The sequence below is a fragment of the Uruburuella testudinis genome (genome assembly GCF_022870865.1).
In the GTDB taxonomy this organism is placed as follows: Bacteria; Pseudomonadota; Gammaproteobacteria; order Burkholderiales; family Neisseriaceae; genus Neisseria; species Neisseria testudinis.
Genome location: NZ_CP091508.1, coordinates 1,980,212 through 1,996,717, shown reverse-complemented (window position 1 = coordinate 1,996,717; position 16,506 = coordinate 1,980,212). Strand labels below are relative to the sequence as shown.

The 16,506-nt window shown below is 55.3% G+C and carries 15 protein-coding genes; 5 read left to right on the top strand and 10 right to left on the bottom strand.

Annotated features, from left to right (window positions below):
* Positions 1-24 precede the first annotated feature (24 nt).
* Entirely contained in the window at positions 25-381 is a 357-nt protein-coding gene (locus LVJ83_RS09145) for a hypothetical protein (RefSeq protein ID WP_244784208.1), read from the bottom strand.
* A 219-nt stretch (positions 382-600) separates the two neighbouring features.
* On the bottom strand, positions 601-1,446 hold the full coding sequence (locus tag LVJ83_RS09140; RefSeq protein WP_244784207.1) for a 23S rRNA (adenine(2030)-N(6))-methyltransferase RlmJ: 846 nt from the start codon (positions 1,444-1,446) through the stop codon (positions 601-603).
* 90 nt (positions 1,447-1,536) lie between these two features.
* Between LVJ83_RS09140 and glpK the strand changes: the two genes are divergently transcribed.
* The 4 genes from glpK (at position 1,537) to LVJ83_RS09120 (ending at position 6,075) form a co-directional block, all read left to right on the top strand.
* Positions 1,537-3,033, top strand: coding sequence for a glycerol kinase GlpK (gene glpK / locus LVJ83_RS09135; protein ID WP_244784206.1), 1,497 nt, complete (start codon positions 1,537-1,539; stop codon positions 3,031-3,033).
* A 134-nt stretch (positions 3,034-3,167) separates the two neighbouring features.
* A complete protein-coding gene (locus LVJ83_RS09130; protein ID WP_244784205.1) occupies positions 3,168-3,488 on the top strand; it encodes an ArsR/SmtB family transcription factor in 321 nt (106 codons plus the stop codon).
* A gap of 377 nt (positions 3,489-3,865) precedes the next feature.
* Entirely contained in the window at positions 3,866-4,861 is a 996-nt protein-coding gene (locus LVJ83_RS09125) for an LLM class flavin-dependent oxidoreductase (RefSeq protein WP_244784204.1), read from the top strand.
* Between the two features lie 11 nt (positions 4,862-4,872).
* Positions 4,873-6,075, top strand: a complete 1,203-nt coding sequence (locus LVJ83_RS09120) for an NADH-dependent flavin oxidoreductase (protein ID WP_244784203.1) — start codon at positions 4,873-4,875, stop codon at positions 6,073-6,075.
* 363 nt (positions 6,076-6,438) lie between these two features.
* Here LVJ83_RS09120 and prfA read toward each other — a convergent pair whose 3' ends face one another.
* Complete coding sequence (prfA, locus tag LVJ83_RS09115; RefSeq protein ID WP_244784202.1) at positions 6,439-7,515, bottom strand: peptide chain release factor 1; 1,077 nt, start codon at positions 7,513-7,515, stop codon at positions 6,439-6,441.
* 98 nt (positions 7,516-7,613) lie between these two features.
* On the opposite strand from prfA, the gene LVJ83_RS09110 reads away from it, so the two are divergent.
* Entirely contained in the window at positions 7,614-8,276 is a 663-nt protein-coding gene (locus LVJ83_RS09110; RefSeq protein WP_244784201.1) for a 4'-phosphopantetheinyl transferase family protein, read from the top strand.
* 151 nt (positions 8,277-8,427) lie between these two features.
* On the opposite strand, the gene cysD is transcribed toward LVJ83_RS09110, so the two are convergent.
* The 7 genes from cysD to LVJ83_RS09075 form a co-directional block, all read right to left on the bottom strand.
* Positions 8,428-9,342: a sulfate adenylyltransferase subunit CysD gene (gene cysD / locus LVJ83_RS09105; protein ID WP_244784200.1), complete on the bottom strand. Its 915-nt coding sequence runs from the start codon at positions 9,340-9,342 to the stop codon at positions 8,428-8,430.
* 179 nt (positions 9,343-9,521) lie between these two features.
* Complete coding sequence (locus LVJ83_RS09100; RefSeq protein ID WP_244784199.1) at positions 9,522-10,904, bottom strand: NarK family nitrate/nitrite MFS transporter; 1,383 nt, start codon at positions 10,902-10,904, stop codon at positions 9,522-9,524.
* A 63-nt stretch (positions 10,905-10,967) separates the two neighbouring features.
* Positions 10,968-12,215: an MFS transporter gene (locus tag LVJ83_RS09095; protein WP_244784198.1), complete on the bottom strand. Its 1,248-nt coding sequence runs from the start codon at positions 12,213-12,215 to the stop codon at positions 10,968-10,970.
* A 190-nt stretch (positions 12,216-12,405) separates the two neighbouring features.
* Positions 12,406-12,546 (bottom strand): hypothetical protein, encoded by a 141-nt coding sequence (locus LVJ83_RS09090; protein ID WP_244784197.1) that lies wholly within the window; start codon positions 12,544-12,546, stop codon positions 12,406-12,408.
* A 370-nt stretch (positions 12,547-12,916) separates the two neighbouring features.
* A complete protein-coding gene (locus LVJ83_RS09085; RefSeq protein WP_244784196.1) occupies positions 12,917-13,528 on the bottom strand; it encodes a 3'-5' exonuclease in 612 nt (203 codons plus the stop codon).
* Complete coding sequence (locus LVJ83_RS09080; protein WP_244784195.1) at positions 13,528-15,336, bottom strand: DUF294 nucleotidyltransferase-like domain-containing protein; 1,809 nt, start codon at positions 15,334-15,336, stop codon at positions 13,528-13,530. The genes LVJ83_RS09085 and LVJ83_RS09080 overlap by 1 nt, the downstream gene beginning before the upstream one ends.
* 437 nt (positions 15,337-15,773) lie before the next feature.
* Positions 15,774-16,448, bottom strand: coding sequence for an alpha/beta hydrolase-fold protein (locus LVJ83_RS09075; RefSeq protein WP_244784194.1), 675 nt, complete (start codon positions 16,446-16,448; stop codon positions 15,774-15,776).
* Positions 16,449-16,506: the final 58 nt, after the last annotated feature.

The window sequence follows — 16,506 nt, the reverse complement described above, 5'->3', positions numbered from 1 at the left end:
AGTTTCTCTCTTTGTTGAAACGGGTTATTGCGGATTGGATGCAGCTTGTGCCGCTAAGGCTTCCAAGCAGGGGCGGGCGGCGGTGGTCACTTTTTCTTGCAGCGCCTCATCGATATTGCCGGTGATGGCTTGGGCGATTTCGGTAGCCGAAACCACTTCTACGGCTTTTTCTGCCGAGCATTGGCACAGCTGCTGTTTTTGCGTTTCCGGCATGCGCACATGTGCGGGAATGCTGCTGATGCATTGTTTGGTAAACGAGGTGATGAATTCGCTGCGGTATTTTTCATCAAATGCTTGTTGGAATTGCTGTTTTTGTTCGCCGCAGCCGGCCAGCAGAGCCAAGCCTGCCAGCCAGGCGGAAAAGTGCAAAACGGTAGGCATCGGTAGATTTCCTTGCATGCATGGCGTGAATGTGTTGATTGTAATGCAAACGGCGGCGGTTTTCTATCAGTGAATCTAGGGTGTCCTGATGTGTCATCTATCATCATCTTTTTTGCGCTAAAAGCACATCTGCCGCGTTAAAAAGATGATGGGATATAAATGGCTAAAACGCCCGCTATCAGGCCGTTTGAAACTTGTTTTCAGACGGCCTGAGTTGATTTAAGGAATCTGATAATCCAGCACAAAGCGTGCGCCGTCATCTTGTGCCAAGCATTCGCTCAGGGCCGGTAGGGCTTCTTCAAGCTGTTTGGCCAGCAGATAGGGCGGGTTGATGACAAACATGCCGCTGCCGTGCATGCCGAAGCCGTCGGCGCGGGGGTGCTGCACATAAAGCTCGGCTTGCAGATAGTTTTCGGGGGAAAGTGCCTGCAACCGGCGGGGCAGCTGGCGGCTTTCTTCGCGGGAAAGGCAGGGATACCACACCAGGTAGCAGCCTTGTGCAAAGCGTTTTTGCGCTTCTTTCAAGGTGTGGGTAACGCGGGTGTAGTCTTGTTTTTCTTCGTAAGGCGGGTCGATGAGCACCACGGCGCGGCGGGTGGGCGGCGGCAACAGCGCAATCAGCCCTTGATAGCCGTCTGCCTGAGCCAGCTGGCCGCGCCGCCCCAAACGCGCTTCCTGCATATTGGCCTGCAAATGCTGAAAATCGGCCGGGTGCAGCTCAAACAGCCGCAGTTTGTCGCCGGGGCGCAGCAGTGATTGCGCCAGCCACGGCGAGCCGCAATAAAGGTGGGGTTCGGGCAGGCTGCCGTTCAGACGGCCTAAAAAGGCTGCCAGCGTTTCAGGCAGCACCGGTGCGGCTTGCATTCGGGCGATGCCGTGCCGGTGTTCGCCCACTTTTTGCGCTTCGGGGCCGCGTAAGTCATACAGCCCGGCGCCGCTGTGGGTGTCGATATACCAATAAGGCTTGTCTTTGCGGTTGAAATAATCCAGCACCAGATAAAGCGTGAAATGCTTGAGCATATCGGCATGGTTGCCGGCGTGGAATGCGTGGCGGTAGCTGAGCATAAGATGAGGCCGTCTGAAAAGAGGGAATTGTACGGGATTTGCGGTGTGCCGTCATTCGCGGTACATTTCGGAAAAACACAGCCGGAAAGCATGATGAAACCCCAATATATTTTATCACTGGATCAGGGCACCACGTCTTCGCGCGCGATGATTTTCAACCGCGCAGGCGAAGTGGCGGGCAAGGCGCAAAAAGCGTTTGCACAGCATTTTCCCGAGCCCGGATATGTCGAACACGATGCGAAAGACATTTGGAGCTCGCAGGTATCGGTATTGGCCGAAGTGTTGGCGCAATCGGGCATTGCCGCGGCCGATATTGCCGCTGTGGGCATCACCAACCAGCGCGAAACCACCATTGTGTGGGATCGGAAAACCGGCGAACCGGTGTATCGCGCCATTGTGTGGCAAGACCGGCGCACCGCCAAATATTGCGACAGCATCCGCGCGGCACACGGCGGCAATATCCGCGCCAAAACCGGCCTGGTTTTGGATGCTTATTTTTCGGCCACCAAAATCCGCTGGATTCTCGAACATGTGCCCGGTGCGCGGGCGCGGGCGGAAGCGGGAGAATTATGCTTCGGCACCGTAGACACCTGGCTGGTGTGGAACCTGACCGAAGGGCGCACGTTTGTGACCGACCCCGGCAATGCCGCCCGCACCATGCTGTTCAATATTCACACGCTGCAATGGGATGAAGATTTGCTGGCGCTGTTTGATATTCCGGCGGCGATGTTGCCGCAAGTGCGCAGCAGCAGCGAGGTTTACGGCCATACGTCGCCGCGATTTACCAACCGCGAAATCCCCATTGCCGGCATTGCGGGCGACCAGCAGGCGGCTTTGTTCGGCCAGCTTTGCCTGGATAAAGGCATGCTGAAAAACACTTACGGCACCGGCTGTTTTTTGCTGATGAATACCGGCAGCCGGCCGGTGGATTCGCAACACAACCTGCTCTCTACCGTGGCCTGGCAAATCGGCGGCGAAACCACTTATGCGCTCGAAGGCGGCGTGTTTGTGGGCGGTGCGGCCATCCAATGGCTGCGCGACGGCGCCCGCATGATACGCGAGGCCGATGAAATCAATGCGCTGGCCGCTTCTGTGGCCGACAACGGCGGCGTGTATTTTGTGCCCGCGCTGGCCGGCATGGGTGCGCCTTATTGGGATCAATACGCACGCGGCAGCCTGTTCGGCATTACCCGCGGCACCACCGACGGCCACATCGCCCGCGCCGTGCTCGAAGGCATTGCTTTTCAGGTATACGACATTGTGAAAGCGATGGAAGCCGATGCCGGCCATGCCACCGCCCAATTGCGTGTAGACGGCGGCGCCAGCAAAAGCGATTACCTGATGCAGGTGCAGTCGGATTTGTTTGCTTTCGACATTGTGCGCCCGCAGATTACCGAAACCACTGCGCTGGGCGCCGCCTATCTGGCCGGGCTGGCGGTAGGCTTTTGGAAAAATACCGATGAATTGCGCGCCCAATGGCAGGCCGATAAAGTGTTCAGCCCGCAGCTGCCGCCCGAGCGGGTGCGCCACATGCTGCATTATTGGGGCAAGGCGGTGAAAGCGGCACGGCATTGGATTGATGATTAATATGCCTTTAAAACCACGATTCGAATAGCAAATGTAGCGCTTGAGGCCGTCTGAAACAAGAGGCCGTCTGAAATGAAATAGGGTTTCAGACGGCCTCAATTTCGTATTGACATATCTGTAAAAATAGATTTATCATGGCAGCCATGAACCCGACCGAAATCTTTAAAGCATTGTCTAACGAATACCGCTGGCAGATACTGATGTGGCTGAAAAGCCCGCAACAGCATTTTGCCGCGTCTGCCCATTGCGATGGGCTGCATGATTTCGAAGGCGGAATCTGTGTCGGCCTGATTGCCGAAAAAGCGGGGTTGGCGCAATCGGTGGTGTCGGGCTATCTCAACACCCTGAAAAAAGCCGGGCTGCTCGAATCGCGCCGCATCGGCAAATGGACTTATTACCGCTACTGCCGCGCCGGTGTGCAAGCCTGGTTGCAGCAATTGCACGAGCAGTTTTAGGATGCCTTAGGGCACTCTGACCATTCGATTGACAGGCACTTTTCAGCCTTGTACCGGCAGGCCGGCGGAACAAAATGCCAAACCGTGCTTGTTGCCGCCCGCCATGGCCGTTTTGGATTTGATAATTGAAGCTTCATGATTTTCAAATGTTAATCTATTGAAAATAATTTGATTTTAAAAATTAAATGTTCAATATTTCCTTGCCGAATCTATAGATTGATGGCGGCGGTGGCAAAGCCGTGCTGCGTAATGTACCGATACCCATGGTCGGTTTTTTTTACATTAAATCTTATCTATATTTTCAGATATAAAAAATTATCGCTAAATAAAGCCACAGGCCGTCTGAAAGGCCGTAACCGAAATTGAAAGGAATCATCATGACAACACCTGCTGTATCCGTCCTCAATCTGGTGCCCGTGCGCGCAGGCGGCTCCACCGAGCAAGCGCTGGCCGATATGGTGGCGCTGGCGCAGCACACCGAAGCCTTGGGCTACCGCCGCTATTGGATTGCGGAACATCACAACACCACGTCTTTGGCCAGCTCGGCCACTTCGATTTTAATCAGCCACACCCTGCAACACACCCAAACCATCACCGTGGGCTCCGGCGGCGTGATGCTGCCCAACCACAGCCCGCTGATTGTGGCCGAACAATACGGCACGCTGGCCACACTTTACCCCGGCCGCGTTGATTTGGGCTTGGGGCGTGCGCCCGGCACCGACCGTCTGACCGCACAGGCATTGCGCCGCGCAGAGCGCGAAACTTCGCTCGATTTCCCCGAAGATGTGGCCACTTTGCAGCGCTATTTGGGCAGCGCCGAAGGGCAGGGCTATGTGAAAGCTTTTCCCGGCATCGGCACACATATTCCGCTGTATATTCTCGGCTCCAGCACCGAGAGCGCTTATCTGGCGGCGGAAAAAGGTTTGCCTTATGTGTTTGCCGCCCATTTTGCCCCGCGCATGTTGGAGCAGGCGTTATCGATTTACCGCAGCCACTTCAGGCCGTCTGAAAGCTTGGCGCAGCCTTATGCGATTGTGGCGCTGAACGTGATTGCCGCCGCCGATGATGAAGAGGCGCAGTATCAGGCCACCACGCAGCAGCAGTTTTTCCTCAATGTGGTGCGCAACAGCCGCCTGCCGCTGTCGCCGCCGCTGGAAAGCATGGACGGGCGCTGGAATGAAATGGAACGGCACACCGTTGAGAGCATGACCGCCTGCTCGTTAATCGGCGGCCCTGCCACACTGGCCGCGCAGTTTGGCGAGCTGCACACCCGCCTGCGCGCCGATGAATATATGGCGGTCAGCTATATTTACGATCAAGCCTTGCAATTTGAATCTTACCGTTTGTTCAAACAGGCGGTTGAGGCCGTCTGAAACCATTTTTTATGTTTGAGAGATTGATGATGAAACCGCAGTTTCAAACCCTATTCCAGCCCTTAACCTTCAATAACGGCACCACCTTGCCCAACCGCCTGGTGCTGGCGCCGATGACGCATTGGGCATCAAATGAAGACGGCAGCGCCAGTGAAGCTGAAATCGATTTTGTCGGCAGCCGCAGCGCCGGCTTGGGCATGGTGATCAGCGCTGCCACCGCAGTACACCCGACCGGCCGCGCGTTTGACGGCGAACCGAATGCCGTTTGCGCCACCGATGTGCCCGGCTTGCGCCGTGTGGCACAAAGCATACAGGCGCACGGTGCCAAAGCGGTATTGCAGCTTCATCACGGCGGTTTTCGCGCATTACCGCATTTGGTGCCGGCCGGCGGTGTGGTGGCACCCAGCCCGTTCACACTGATTGCCCCGCCGTTTATTTCTGAACAAGTCAAAGCAGCCGATGCGGCGTTGCAAACCGAAGCGCGGGTGTTGGCCGATGCAGAAATCCGCGAATTGGTGGATGCATTCGCCCAAGCCGCCGAGTATGCGCTGGAAGCCGGCTTCGACGGCGTGGAAATCCACGGTGCCAACGGCTATCTGCTGCAACAGTTTTATTCTGCCGCCAGCAACCGGCGCACCGACGAATGGGGCGGCAGCCGCGAACGGCGCATGGCCTTTCCACTGGCCGTTGCCCGTGCCGTTACCGATGCCGTCGCCCGCGCAGGCCGCGCCGATTTTATTGTCGGCTACCGTTTTTCACCCGAAGAAGCGCCGGCGGAAGGCATTAAAATGGCCGACACGCTGGCCTTGATAGACGAATTGGTAAAACTGCCGCTGCAATACCTGCATGTGTCGCTTGGCGATTTTAACGAACCGGCTGAAAATGCCGCCGAAGACAGCAGCTTGCCGCCTCAGCGCATTGCCCGTATTCATCAGCATCTGGCCGGCCGTTTGCCGCTGATGGGCGTGGGCGGCTTGGTGAGCGGCGCGCACATTGCCGCCGCTGCTCAAAGCGGTTATGCAGAATTAATCGCGGTGGGGCGCGGTGCGATTATCAACCCTGATTTTGCCGTGAAAATCGCCGCCGGCAACGATGAAGCGCTGACCGACAGCCTGGATGCCGCGCTTGGCGCACAGCAACAGCATATTCCCGAGGCTTTGTGGCAGGTGTTGCTGCGCATGCAGCCGTGGGTGCCGATCCGCAATTTTAAATAATGCCGGGCAGCAGGCGACGGGCAGCTTCAGCAGCGTTTGATTGTCATGCCCTCATGCGGAGAAAAGGCCGTCTGAACATAGAGGGTTGAATAGCTGTTGTTTCACGATGGCTGTAAAAAAGCTATTTGAGCGGTGCAGATAGGATTGCCCGGTATATGCCGAGGTGTTGGTGAGACAGCCGAAACAGGCAGGAATAGGCCGTCTGAAAATGATGGTAATGATGGAATGCGCGATGAATCAAACCTGCGGTTTATACCGCTTCAGAAAATCATCTGACCGCCTCGGCCTGCCTTGCGTATAGCACATACGTCAGGGCGGCCAATGCGGTCAGGTTGTTTTCAGGCCTGTTTTTATCAATGGGTATCAGTCGCCCATGCGGGCCAGCAGTTCGGCCTGATGCTCGGCAATCAATGCACCGGTCAGTTCGTCTAAATCACCGTCCATAATAAAATCCAGTTTGTGCAGGGTTAAATTGATGCGGTGGTCGGTTACGCGGCCTTGCGGATAGTTATATGTGCGGATGCGTTCGCTGCGGTCGCCGCTGCCGATCAGGCTTTTGCGCTCGGCGGCTTCTTTGGCCTGGGCTTCACGCTTTTGCGCATCATTGAGGCGGGCGGCCAGCACTTTCATGGCTTGGGCTTTGTTGGCGTGTTGCGAGCGGCCGTCTTGGCATTCCACCACCATGCCGCTGGGCAGGTGGGTGATGCGCACGGCGGAATCGGTTTTGTTGATGTGCTGGCCGCCGGCGCCCGATGCGCGGAAGGTGTCGATGCGCAAATCGGCCGGGTTCAGCTCGATTTCTTCGAGCTCGTCGGCTTCGGGCATCACCGCCACGGTGCAGGCCGAGGTGTGGATGCGGCCCTGGCTCTCGGTGGCCGGAACACGCTGCACGCGGTGGCCGCCCGATTCGAATTTGAGTTTGCTGTATGCGCCTAGGCCGACAATGCGGGCAATCACTTCTTTATAACCGCCCAAATCGCTTTCGTTGGCCGACACGATTTCCACCTGCCAGCGGTTGCGTTCGGCAAAACGGCTGTACATGCGCAGCAAATCGCCGGCAAATAAGGCTGCTTCATCACCGCCGGTGCCGGCGCGCACTTCGATGAAAATGTTTTTGTCGTCATCGGCATCTTTGGGCAGCAGCAGTTTTTGCAATTCGGTTTCCAACACATCGATTTGTGCGCCGGCGGCTTCGATTTCTTCGGCGGCAAAGGCTTTCATTTCGGGGTCGGCCAACATTTCCTGCGCATCGCCCAAATCGTTTTGCGCTTGCCGGTAGCGCTGAAACACTTCAACAATCGGCGTGATTTCCGCATGCTCGCGCGTGAGCTTGCGGTAATTATCCATATTGTCGGTGGCTTCGGGCGAGCCGAGCAGGTGGGTAACTTCTTCCAGCCGTTCGGCAAGTTGTTGCAGTTTGTCTAAAATTGAAGGCTTCATAAGGGGGCGGATTCGCTGCGTTTATCACAAGATGCGGCATTTTACACGAGTAGGCTGCTTGCTTCTATAATAGTTTTTTTCTGACTACCCCGATACTCATGCGCCGAATTGCTACACCCGAACCCCTTTATCTGTTGCTGGCAGATGCTTCTTGTGCCGCCCGCTACCGCCCCGATTTGCTGGATGCCGCCGATGCGGCGCGTATTGCGGCGGCACCCCGCTTGGCCGGCCGGGCCGATTGGCAGGTCAGCCGTTTTTTAAAGCAGCAGGCCGGTTTGCCGGTGTTGTCGCTTTCGCACAGCAAGGGCGCGGCTTTGTTGGCGGCGGGTTGGCAGGCTGAAAACATCGGGGTAGACATCGAATGGCTGCAAGCTCGTGATTTCGCCGCATTGTCGGCTTTGTGGTGCCGCCGCAGCGAGCAGCAATGGCTGGCAGTGCGCGGTTGGCGGGCGGCCGACTACTATCGCTTGTGGTGTGTGAAAGAGGCTTTGATTAAAGCGGCCGGGCTGGATTTTCCTGCTGCATTGGCTGATGTGGGGCTGATGATGCGGGCAGGTTCTCATGTTTGCCTGCATGTGCACGGCCATGCGGGCTGGCACGGGGTGGCGGGCTTGAACGGCGGTTGGGCATCGGCCTGCGTGTGGCCGGCGCATAAAAATGTGCAAATCGAATGGCGGCGTTTCGGCGCTTTCAGACGGCCCGAACAGGCATGGCGCGATGTGTGGACATGTGTTTCAGATGCTGCAGTGATGCCGGTGTGATACGGGTTATGCCAAGCATCTGCATTTCTAAGGGCCAAATCTCTCTTTATACTCATCCACAGAAGTAAGTTAACAAGGCCGTCTGAAAACATTTTCTTTCAGACGGCCTTGTTAACTTACTTCTGTGAGTGGATATCAGGCTTGCAGCGGTTTAGAAATAACCGGCTTTTTTGCGCTCTTCCATGGCCGCTTCAGACACGCGGTCGTCCATGCGGGTGGCGCTGCGCTCGGAAATGGTGGCGGTGGCGGTTTCGGCAATAATATCGGCGGCGGTGGCGGCGGTGCTGGCCACGGGGCAGGTGCAGGAAATATCGCCGACGGTGCGGAAACGCACGCTTCTGACGGCTGAAACATCGCCTTCGCGTTTCGGTGTGAGCGGGGTAACCGGCACCAGCAGACCGTTGCGCTCAACCACTTCGCGTTGGTGGGCGTAATAAATCGGCGGCAGGGCAAGCTGTTCGCGTTCGATGTATTGCCAGATATCCAGCTCGGTCCAGTTGGATATCGGGAAAACGCGCATGTTTTCGCCGGCAAACAGGCGGGTGTTGTAGAGCGACCATAATTCGGGGCGCTGGGCTTTTGGATCCCATTGGCCGAATTCATCGCGAAACGAGAATATGCGCTCTTTGGCGCGGGCTTTTTCTTCATCGCGCCGGGCGCCGCCCATCAGCGCATCAAAGCCTTGCTCTTCGATGGTTTCGAGCAGGGTAACGGCTTGGGCGGCGTTACGCGAGTCGGTTTCGCGGCGCAATACCACGCTGCCTTTTCTGATGGAATCTTCAACATGCCCCACCACCAGCTGCACGCCGGTGCGCGCAACGGTTTGGTCGCGAAATTCAATCACTTCGGGGTAGTTGTGGCCGGTGTCGACATGCAAAAGTTTAAACGGCAGCTTTAATTCGCGGCCGGGAATCTGAAAGGCTTTAACCGCCAGCGACAGCAGCACCACCGAATCTTTGCCGCCGGAAAACAGCAGCGCCGGGTTTTTGGCTTCGGCGATAACCTCGCGGATGATGTAGATGGATTCGGCTTCGAGCCAGTTGAGGTGTTGGTTTTGGATAGACATGCGGTTCTCTTTTTTCAGACGGCCTTAACGGGTAATACTTTATCGCGGCCGTCTGAAAAAGAGAAAGAATGGTTGGTTGTAATCAAATGCGGTTTGGTTATATGCTTTGGCGGTTCAATCAAATCATTTTGCTTGATGGTTTTGCAAAACCGCCGGCTCCGTTTGCTCCGGCAACATGCTCAGCATTGGGCTTCGGCATTTTTGCGCGCGTAATACCACCAGTTGAGCGCCAGGCAGAGCGCGTAAAAAATAATAAAGCTGATCAGGGCGCTGTTAACGCTGCCGGTGAGCGCGATGGAGGTGCCGTAGCTTTTGGGGATGAAAAAGCCGCCGTAAGCCGCAAATGCCGCTGTGAAGCCGATTACCGCCGCGCCTTCTTTATTGGCATTTTGAACGGCCTGTTCGGGCGATGTCCGGCCTTGTTGTGCCAATCGGTGGTGCATGTTCAGAAAAATCACCGGCACTTGCATAAAGGTAGAGCCGTTGCCCAGGCCGGTGAGGGCGAACAACACCATAAAGCAGGCGAAAAAGCCCCAAAAATTGCCGCCTTGACCGTGAACGGGCAAAAAAGACATCACGCCGAATACGGCAATCATCATGCCGGCAAACACGATTTGGGTGATTTTGGCGCCGCTTTTGATTTTGTCTGACAACCAGCCGCCGAGCGGGCGCGACAATGCGCCGACCAAGGGGCCTAAAAAGGCGTATTTTACCGGGTCGATATGGGGAAATTCGGCTTTAATCAGCAAGGGAAAACCTGCGGCAAAGCCGATAAACGAGCCGAATGTGCCCAAATACAGAATGCACATAATCCAGTTGTGCTTGCGGGTGAAAATCACCGCCTGATCTTTAAAGCTGGCTTTGGCGCTGGCCAAATCGTTCATGCCGAACCAGGCGGCCAAGGTAGAAAGAATGATAAACGGCACCCAGATAAAGCCGGCGTTTTGCAGCCACATCTGCTTGCTTTCGCCGCCTTTTACCCAGGTTTGCGCTTCACCGCCGAAGGCGCCGAACACGCCGGCGGTAATGATCAGCGGCACCACAAACTGCACCACCGATACGCCGAGGTTGCCCAAGCCGGCATTCAAACCCAGCGCCGTGCCTTTTTCGGCTTTGGGAAAGAAAAAGCTGATGTTGGCCATGCTGGATGAGAAATTGCCGCCGCCGAATCCGCACAACAAGGCCAAAATCATCATGGTGATGTAGCTCGTGTCGGGGTTTTGCACGGCCAGGCCGAGGCCGATGGCGGGCAGCAGCAGGCTGGCGGTGGAAATCGCCGTCCATTTGCGGCCGCCGAACACGGGTACCATAAAAGAGTAGAAAATCCGCAATGTTGCGCCGGAAAGGGCGGGCAGCGCGGCAAGCCAGAAAAGCTGGTTGGGGGTGTATTGGAAGCCGATATTGGGCAGGTTGACCACCGCCACGCTCCACACCTGCCAGATGGCAAATGCCAGCAGCAGTGCGGGAATGGAAATCCATAAATTGCGCCGGGCGATAGGGCGGCCGGTTTGCGCCCAAAACTGTTTGTCTTCAGGGCGCCAGTCTTGAATGAGATGACTCATGTGTGTTCTCCGAAAATGCTTTCAGACGGCCCGGGTAAATCTTTCAGGCCGTCTGAAAAAAGGTTAGGCTTGCCGGGCGGGCGTGTTGTCGGTGCGTTTGGCTTTCATAGAAAAATGCATCCACACCAAAGAGACGCACACCGTGCCGTAGAGCAGCATAAAGCTGGTGGAGCGGATGCCGGTGATGTCTTCCAGCGCGCCGAACATAATCGGCAGCAAAAAGCCGCCCAAGCCGCCGGCCAGGCCGACAATGCCCGATACCGCACCGATATTGGCGGGATAATCATCGGCCACAAATTTAAATACCGAAGCTTTGCCCACCGCCATGGCCACGCCGACAGTAAACATCAGAATGGTGAACACGGTAACGTTCAGGCCGAGGTGCAGTGCAGTGGTGCCGCCGTCGGTGGTTTGAATGTGTAATTGTGTTTGCGGATAAGAGAGGATAAAGAAACACACCCAACACACCCACATCACCGCCCAGGTTACTTTATAAGCGCCGAATTTGTCGGACAGCCAGCCGCCGAAGGCACGCAACACGCCGCCGGGCAGCGAAAAACAGGCTGCCAGAAAAGCTGCGGTTTGCAGGCTCAGGCCATATTCGCCGACATAATATTTGGTCATCCACAAAGCCAGCCCCACATAGCCGCCGAACACCACCGAATAAAGCTGGCTGTAACGCAGCACGCCGGGGTCTTTTAGCAAGGCCAATTGCTCGCCGAGGGTAACTGATGAGGGCACTTTATGGGCGGGGTCGCTGTAGGAGGTAAACCAAAACAAAAGCGCAGTGCCGAGCATTACGGCGGCATATACAGTCGGCACAAAATGCCAAGTGCCGTAGGCAATCAGTGCCGGCGCCACAAATTTATTGACGGCCGAACCGGCATTGCCGGCGCCGAAAATACCCATCGCCAGCCCCTGCTGGTGTTTGGGGAACCAGCGTGCCACATAAGGCGTGCCCACCGAAAACGAGCCGCCGGCCAGCCCCATCACCAGGCCGATAACCAGAAAATGCCAGAAATGGCTGGCATACTGCATCATGAAAATAGCCGGCACGCAGGCCAGCATCAGCAAAAACAGCACAATACGGCCGCCGAAACGGTCGGTCCAAATGCCCAGCGGCACGCGGATAAGCGAGCCGGAGAGTACCGGCGTGGCGGCGAGAATGCCGAATTCGGTTTCGCTCAAGCCCAATTCGTTTTTAATCGGAATGCCCACCACCGCCAGCATCATCCAAATCATAAAACAGACGGTGAAGGATAGGGTGCTGGAAAAAAGCACGGAATATTGTTTGTATTTTTGAGAAGCCATTATGCGGTTCCTTAAACGTTGCCGGCATACATTTCTTAACAAAATGCGGCCGTTTAAAGTAAATAAATTTTTACAGTGCAACCTTACGCCTGCCGGCATGGCTTTAATATCGGCATAAAGCACGGCGGATAAGGAATAATCGGCATAGGGAAGTTTAGTTAGAAAGAGTGGGCGGCTTACGCCGGAAGGATTAGGGTGTCCGGACAATTCGATTTACGGGTGCTTTTGCCCCTGAAAATGCATCTGCTGCGTTAAAAAGCCTCGCAAGATGTCCAATCTTGCTGCGTTTTTTGCCCGGCATCTGCATTTTCAGGAACAAAAATCCCCTCATAAACAAATTGTCCGGACACCCTAGGGTGTTCTGATGTGTCGATTGGGGAAAGCCGAACCAACATATTTGGGTGTTTTTTTGAATCGGCATAATTCTGGAAACAAATAAAAGGCCGTCTGAAAGCATTTTGTTCAGACGGCCTTTGCATGTGCGTGTTTTGTGAGCAGAACCCACACGATATGCCCTGTAGATCATATTCTCAAATCCGACATTTTTCAGACGGCCAAAATCATTTGGCGTCACAAGAATATCGAACCATTGGTCGGATACCAATATCCGATTTACACTTGCTGCACTTGCTGCATTTCCAGGAATAAAAATCCTCTCATAAACGATACATCAGGGCGCCCGGTGCTGTGCTTTTCCGGGCTTAACGCCTGCTGCGTGCCTGTAAAGCCAGATACATCATGGCAACATTGATGGAATCGTTCAGCGCATCGTGGCGGGGCAGGTCGGGGATGCCGAGTTTTTTAACCATGGTGGCCATGCGCAGGTCGATATAGGCGTTGTGTATGGTGCGGGTAACTTCCTGGCGGTAATAGAGGCTGGAAACGTCGGTTTGCGGGTTGGGCAGTTTGATGCCCAGCATCGGCTTGAGAAATTTGTTGATCATGGCCACATCGTATTCCAGATAATAGCCCACCAGCGACCGGCCGCCGGTAAAATCGAGAAACTGCCGAATGGCGTCTTCTACGGGAATGCCGTCTGAAAGGTCTTTCGGGCGCAGGCCGTGAATGGTAACGTTGGCCGCTTCCATCATGCCTTCGGGTTTGACCAATACGTAAAACGATTCGCTGGTGAGTATTTTGCGGCCGCGGATTTTAACCGCACCAATAGAAATGATTTCGGCTTCTTTCACATCGAGGCTGGTGGTTTCGCAATCGAAGCTGACCATTTCGTCGGGATGCGTTTCGTAAAGCACGTCATAGGCCGGCTCGGTGAGTTTTTTGCGTTCGCGGTTGCGGAAAAAACGTTCGAACATCAGCCCACCCCCAAATGGAAATGATGGCGCACCATGCTTTTAAACCGCTTCACCACTTGCAGCGCATCTTTGAGCAAATCACGCTCAAGTGTGGAAAGGCTGTGCATGTCGATTTGGTTGGGTTCAGACGGCATCGGGCTGTTGAGCGCGCTCAAGCCGGCTTTCAGGCGCAAATCCATCAGATAGCCCAAAGCCTCGGCGGTGTCTTCGCCCAACTGCCTGTCGATGATGCCGGCTTGCACCAGATTGTGCAGGCGGTCGAACGAATTGGTGTCTTCGATGCGTGCTTCCAGGCTTAAGGCGCGGATGCCGTGCACCACCGGGAAGATGCCCATTTTTTTGATGTCCATTTTTTCACTCTGGCCGCGCCGCAGCAGCTGCGTGAAAAAGCCCTTGCTGTGGCCGTCAAACAATTCTACCGCGCGGGCAAACGCCATCAGCATGCCGGCATCGTTGCTCATGGTTTTTTGCAAATGGGTTTTCACGGTTTCGAGCAGGCCCTCGTCGCCGGCAACGGCTTTGGCATCAATAAAAATCGCCAGATTCATCATCGATTCGGGGCCGGGCGAATAGCACCAGCTGCTGACCATTTTTTTGAACTCGGGCAGGGTTTTGCGCCAGGCCGGGTTGTTGACCATGATTTTGCCGGGGCAGGGCGGATAGCCCAAACGCTCGAGGGTGGCGGAAAATTGCGCGGCTGTGGCGGCGGCCAGCTCGATATCGGCATTTTCGCTCAAAATCAGGGCGTTATCCTGATCGGTTTTTAAAATCTGCTCGCCCCGCCCTTCGGAGCCCATCACAATCAGGCAGGCGTTGTCATACAGCTCGGGCGGTGCCAGCAGGCGCCACACTTTTTCAAACAAGCTGCTGTTGAGCACTTGCATCAATTGTGCCAATTGCGGTGCGCGCACGCCGTTGTTGCGCAATATTTGAATCGAATCGGTCATTTGGGCGGCGATTTCCACCAATTCGTCAATGCTTTGGGCGCGGTCGAGGCGTTGGGCGACCAAATGGGTGTGGTTGGAAAAATAAGCCAGCACATCGATTTGCTCCAGTGCGCCGACAGGCTCGCCCTGCTCGGTAACAATCACGCGCTGGATGTTGAATTGGGTCATGCGCAGCAGGGCATTGAAGACGAAATCTTCAATGTCGACGGCAATCAGCTCGAAAGGCGACCATTGGTAAACCGGCGTGGCAGTGGCGGCGCCGGCAATCACAATATCGCGAAACGCCGATTCGGTAAACAGCCCCACTTTGCCCTGATGGCGGATAAGCACAGTTTTGGTTTTGTGCGCTTTCATGGTTTGTGCGGCATCGAGAATGCTGGCGCTGCCGTCAAGCCAGACGGTGTTTTGGCGGTAGGCATCGCGCACTTTGGCGGTAAACAGGCTTTCAAATTCGTGTTCGTTGCGGTCGACCGAATGGCTGGACAGCTTTTCGGCCACGCTGGCGTAGAAATAGGCGCCGAAACGCGGGTTGTCTTCCATCAGCTGCAAGACGGTGGCCTTGGGTATGGTGTAGACCAGCGCTTCTTCTTCGACCACAAACTCATGATGGCTGCACCCTTCTACCAGCGCCCGCGCTTCAAAAGTGTCGTGTTCGCGGTAAAGTGCCAACACTTCGCCGTCGCCGCCGCTTTCTTTGACCAAGCCTTTGATAACCACATATAAATGCTCGATCGGCTGTTGCGGCCGGATCAGGGTTTCACCATCGTGGAAAAAGGCAATATCCACCGATTTTTGCAGTGCGGCACGCTGGCGGCCGTCTAAAAAATTATAGGGCGGGTAGTTGAAATCGAAACGGTCCATGCGCGGCTTCCTGTGTTTTTATTGTGTTTGGCGTTAGGGGATGCCCTAGGGTGTCCTGATGTGTTGTTTATGGAGGGATTTTTGTTCCTAAATATGCAGGTGCCAGGCAAAAAACGCAGCAAGAAGGGCATCTTGCGAGGCTTTTTAACGCAGCAGATGTGTGTTCAGGAACAAAAAGCACCCGTAAATCGACACATCAGGACACCCTAATGTAAAACGGTGCGGGAAGGCTGTAAATAGCGGTTGCAAAGAATATGAATGCCGGTAAACAGATAACAGCGTAACGATTCGCCGGCATAGGTATACCGAATCAAGGCCGTCTGAATGCATAGCGCGGTTTCAGACGGCCTCAGGCTTAATGATGATATAAATAAGCGGGTTTCAGAAATTTGAAATGGGCATCAGTGTGCAATCTGTGGGTGCGCTGCGGTTTGGCATTATGCTTGCACCAAAAAAGCAATTGCTTCGGCGGTGCGCTCGGGTACATTTTGAAAATGGCCGCCACTATTGAGCTTAAACCCGGTTTTAACACCGGCTTGCCGCCATAACATTTCAGCCTCGCGGGTATGTGTTTCCACTACGGCCATGCGTGGGTTTTTGCTGTTTTTTTCGGTGTCGCCGATAGAAAAATAAGCGCATTCGGGCAGCGGCTGCGGAATGTGTTTGCGCATATAGTCAGGCCAGCCGTCAAACCAAAGCGAGCCCGACACCGAAGCGATGCGCCGGAATGTGGGGCTGTTGCAGGCGGCATAAAGGGCAAACAAACCGGCCAGCGAATAGCCCGCCAGCCCACGCCACACGGGTTGCAGACCCAATGCGGCTTCGGTTTCGGGCAATATCGTATGATTCAAAATTTGCAGATAATCCGCCGCGCCGCCGCTGAAATCGGCACCGTTTTTAAAGGCGCGCGGAGCAGGCCAGGGCGTAAATGCCGTTTCCCAATCCGGCTCTGCTACCGCCAGCAGCGTTACCCCCTCGGGCAGCAGCGCAACCAGGGCATCGGCTTCATCGGGCTCGGGAAATGTCACCACCAGCGGATGATCAGGCCGGTGGTTGGCAGAGGTGTAAACGGCTGCGTTTTTGCCGGCCAGGGTGAGCGGGTGTTTGTTCATGTGGTTCAGCTTACTTTTGTGAATCGGTTTGACAGGCCGTCTGAACGGTTGTGTTTCA

What these genes read in the sequence shown, in the direction of transcription:
- LVJ83_RS09145 (WP_244784208.1), bottom strand. Translation starts at nt 381, where the DNA reads ATGCCTACCGTTTTGCACTTTTCCGCCTGGCTGGCAGGCTTGGCTCTG.
- LVJ83_RS09140 (WP_244784207.1), bottom strand. Translation starts at nt 1,446, where the DNA reads ATGCTCAGCTACCGCCACGCATTCCACGCCGGCAACCATGCCGATATG.
- glpK (WP_244784206.1), top strand. Translation starts at nt 1,537, where the DNA reads ATGATGAAACCCCAATATATTTTATCACTGGATCAGGGCACCACGTCT.
- LVJ83_RS09130 (WP_244784205.1), top strand. Translation starts at nt 3,168, where the DNA reads ATGGCAGCCATGAACCCGACCGAAATCTTTAAAGCATTGTCTAACGAA.
- LVJ83_RS09125 (WP_244784204.1), top strand. Translation starts at nt 3,866, where the DNA reads ATGACAACACCTGCTGTATCCGTCCTCAATCTGGTGCCCGTGCGCGCA.
- LVJ83_RS09120 (WP_244784203.1), top strand. Translation starts at nt 4,873, where the DNA reads ATGTTTGAGAGATTGATGATGAAACCGCAGTTTCAAACCCTATTCCAG.
- prfA (WP_244784202.1), bottom strand. Translation starts at nt 7,515, where the DNA reads ATGAAGCCTTCAATTTTAGACAAACTGCAACAACTTGCCGAACGGCTG.
- LVJ83_RS09110 (WP_244784201.1), top strand. Translation starts at nt 7,614, where the DNA reads ATGCGCCGAATTGCTACACCCGAACCCCTTTATCTGTTGCTGGCAGAT.
- cysD (WP_244784200.1), bottom strand. Translation starts at nt 9,342, where the DNA reads ATGTCTATCCAAAACCAACACCTCAACTGGCTCGAAGCCGAATCCATC.
- LVJ83_RS09100 (WP_244784199.1), bottom strand. Translation starts at nt 10,904, where the DNA reads ATGAGTCATCTCATTCAAGACTGGCGCCCTGAAGACAAACAGTTTTGG.
- LVJ83_RS09095 (WP_244784198.1), bottom strand. Translation starts at nt 12,215, where the DNA reads ATGGCTTCTCAAAAATACAAACAATATTCCGTGCTTTTTTCCAGCACC.
- LVJ83_RS09090 (WP_244784197.1), bottom strand. Translation starts at nt 12,546, where the DNA reads ATGAGGGGATTTTTGTTCCTGAAAATGCAGATGCCGGGCAAAAAACGC.
- LVJ83_RS09085 (WP_244784196.1), bottom strand. Translation starts at nt 13,528, where the DNA reads ATGTTCGAACGTTTTTTCCGCAACCGCGAACGCAAAAAACTCACCGAG.
- LVJ83_RS09080 (WP_244784195.1), bottom strand. Translation starts at nt 15,336, where the DNA reads ATGGACCGTTTCGATTTCAACTACCCGCCCTATAATTTTTTAGACGGC.
- LVJ83_RS09075 (WP_244784194.1), bottom strand. Translation starts at nt 16,448, where the DNA reads ATGAACAAACACCCGCTCACCCTGGCCGGCAAAAACGCAGCCGTTTAC.